The following is a 3,016-nucleotide window of genomic DNA, read 5'->3' as shown; positions in this document are numbered from 1 at the left end:
CGCCGGCCGCACCCGCGAGCACCCCCGGGGGCACCGGGCAAGGCCGCCTCGACGGCTTGAGCGCGTCCGGCCGCACCCCCACCGCGAACCTGCGCCCCACCGCCGACCCCCAGGTGGGCCCCGCGCCTCGAACGCGCGCTTTCATTTCGAACTCCCGTGCCGACAAAGGTGGTTCGCGATTGGCCTGGATCGCGGCGCGAGGGCCGGGGTTCCACTCCGGGCGGGAACCGGCGGCGCGCGGGGCACGTTGGACGTTCGAAGTCATCTCCCACGAGAACGGCATCCCCGCCGCTCACCTGCGCTTCTTCCCGTACCCGAACCGCCGCCTCAGACTCGAACCCCTGATCCACTCCGGAACGGGAGCGGGCGGCCCTGGGTAAAGAGTGCAAAGGGGCGAACAGCTCGTGCGCTGGGGGGATGTAACGGAACGACGAGGTCTGCTTCAATATTCGGAACAACACAAAAGACCATGCAGGACCGGGACTTCGTGAACCCTTTGGCGAGAGCGCACGAGCCCCCGGTCTCTTCCAACCCGGTGTTGCCGGGCTGCCCGCGTAGCCCGGCAACACCGGTGTCGCTGGTCACGACACCGAAGGAGACTCACCGTGAGTCACTCTCAGCACCCGGGCACCACGCCCTCGCGCTGGCGCCGCCTGATGGACCGCATCAAGGCCACGCCCAAGGCCGCCGGCCGCGCCGTGGAACGCACCGACATCTGGGTGCAGGACCACACCATCCTCGCCACCACCCTCGCGCTCACCCTCTTCCTCGCCGTGACCGGCATCGCCATGTGGAAGTGGGGCGAAGCGATCTTGACGCTGGCCCGCCAGTACCAGCCGCTGTTCACCATCGTCTGGATCGCGATCAGCGCGATCCTCCTCATCCTGGGCACCTTCCGCACCCGCCGCGCCGCCCGCCTCGCCGCCACGGCCAGCGCCACGGCCGAGGCGGACACCGCCACCCCCCGCACCGCCGACACCCCCACGCAGACCGGCATCCCCGGCGCCACCACCGACGCCGCCACCGACAATGACGGCGGCGACAACAGCGGCGGCGGCTCCGAGAACAGCGAGGGCCCCATCACCTCGGTCATCTCCACCCCCGCCCAGCTCCCCGCCCAGAGCCCCCACACGGCCACCGGCGCCGCCGACCCCGGAGCCGGCCGTGGCCTCTGACAGCCAGCTCCTGATCGACGGCCACTTCCAGGACCCCACCACCATCGAGCTCCGCGACTTCGCCGAGTTCTACAAGTCCATGGCCCCCAAGGTCTACTGGACCATCCGCAACACCCTGGGCCGCCAGTACATCGAGGGCGGCAACGCCGAGGACATCGCCCAGCAGGTCTGGGAGACCATCCTCAAGAACTGGGAACGCGTCGGCCGCCTCACCTCCCCCGAGGCGTACGTCCGCGTCGTCGCCTCCAACCACGCCAAGCGCGCCCAGGCCCACCGCAACGCCGAACTCGCCGTCGGCGAGATAACCGCCCCCTACTTCGCCCACCTGTCCGTACCCGGACCCGAGACCCGCATCGAGACCCGCTTCGAGGCCCTGGAGATCCTGCACACGCTCAACACGGTCCTCGCCCCCCGCCAGAAGCAGGTCATCGTGCTCCGAGCCGACGGCTACTCCGACCAAGACATCGCCGCCGCCCTCAACATCACCACCGAGTCCGTCCGCTCCCACCGCCGCCACGCCCGAAACCGCCTCGCCCACCACCTCGGCCTCCCGGGCTACCAGCACGCCTTCTGACCCGGCCCTCCCCCGCGGCCCCGGACACCACCTCGTCCGGGGCCGCACCCACACCCCCGGCACCGCCCCGCACAGGCACAGCCCCCGCCGAACGGCCAGGCGAACACCCTCCACAGCAGGGGCCAACGGGACTGACGGGACTGAAATCCGCGATTGCCTTCACGCGCGCGGGTAGCCGTGGCCCGGCGGCGGGTACTCCCGTCCCGGGCGTATGGCGACGCCGTGAAGCACGATCCGCTCGAACTCCGAGAGCCCACCCGCTCCCCCGGCGGCCACGGCAACAGCAGCGATCGCCTTCAGCAGCCGCGCCGACCTCTCCCGGTCCGCCCGCTCCCGCGCCGAAAGCCGCCGACGCGGCGCGGTATCCCGGGACGGCGACGAGGGCCGCGGAAGGGACAGGGCCCCCGCCCGCCACGCGCCGGCCAGCACCACGAGCCCGGCCGACGAGCTCAGCACCAGGCCCACCGCCCCGTACCCGAACCGGCCGGCCCACCACCCGCACACCGCCAGCACCGCCCCGGCCAGCACGCTGCCGGCGACACGGCGCTGCCTCCCGCTCATCACCACCGGCCACCCCCATGCAGCTGACGCGGCCACCCTCTCACCCCCTCGCTCCACACCGGACCGCCCGTCACCTCCGGGGTCCCGACCCCTTCGCGGGCCCGGCCGCCTGCCGGTACGCGGGCCGGGCCGCCTCCGCGGGCGCCGCCCGGCCGGGAGCCGCGCCCGCGGGGGTGGTGGTCGAGCGGGAACGGGCCGCCGTGGCGGAGACGCGGGGGCCGTCGGGAACCGGGCCACCGGGCGGGGTGGTCAGTGCGCGCAGGACCTGGCCGACCATGCGGCCCGCGAACTCGCCGGGCGGGCCCTGCTCCCAGGCGGGGTCGTCCCCCAGCCCGGCCTTCAACCGGGCGCGCAGGCCCGTCTCGCCTTCCGGGCTGCGGGCGACGCCCGCCATGCGGGCCGCGAGCAGCGGCCACGCCCGGGTGGCGACCAGCAGGGCCGTCTCCCGCTCGGAACCGACGTAGTCCTTGACCATGTTCACCAGCCGGCTGTTCACCGCCGCACCGACGCCGAGCTGCTCCAACGCGGCGGCCCGGTCGGACAGGTCCAAGTTGTTCGGGACCTTCAACCCCTGGGTCAGCGGCCCCCACATCGCGCGGGCATCCGCACTCACCGCCACCGGCTCCGGTGCCGGATCAGGGGCCGCGGCCGGGGCGGGAACAGCGGCGGCCGGGGCGGCGGCCGCCGCGTACGGGTCGGGGGCGGG

Annotated in this window: 3 protein-coding genes and 1 pseudogene; 2 read left to right on the top strand and 2 right to left on the bottom strand. The window is 73.6% G+C overall.

Translation table 11 applies throughout. The features are described 5' to 3' along the window. The first annotated feature begins 605 nt into the window (after positions 1-605). On the top strand, positions 606-1,175 hold the full coding sequence (locus tag K7B10_RS41450; protein ID WP_229344655.1) for a hypothetical protein: 570 nt from the start codon (positions 606-608) through the stop codon (positions 1,173-1,175). Further along, on the top strand, positions 1,165-1,749 hold the full coding sequence (locus K7B10_RS39915) for an RNA polymerase sigma factor (RefSeq protein ID WP_229344653.1): 585 nt from the start codon (positions 1,165-1,167) through the stop codon (positions 1,747-1,749). The genes K7B10_RS41450 and K7B10_RS39915 overlap by 11 nt, the downstream gene beginning before the upstream one ends. Positions 1,750-1,908: 159 nt before the next feature. Here K7B10_RS39915 and K7B10_RS39910 read toward each other — a convergent pair whose 3' ends face one another. Together K7B10_RS39910 and K7B10_RS39905 are read right to left on the bottom strand one after the other, a co-directional pair. Further along, positions 1,909-2,310 (bottom strand): hypothetical protein, encoded by a 402-nt coding sequence (locus K7B10_RS39910; protein ID WP_229344651.1) that lies wholly within the window; start codon positions 2,308-2,310, stop codon positions 1,909-1,911. 70 nt (positions 2,311-2,380) lie between these two features. Next, positions 2,381-3,016, bottom strand: a pseudogene (locus K7B10_RS39905) (hypothetical protein); the annotation flags it as partial.

Origin of the sequence: Streptomyces flavotricini (assembly GCF_020639365.1) — a bacterium.
GTDB lineage: Bacteria > Actinomycetota > Actinomycetes > Streptomycetales > Streptomycetaceae > Streptomyces > Streptomyces flavotricini.
This window is presented reverse-complemented; position numbering and strand designations above follow the sequence as displayed.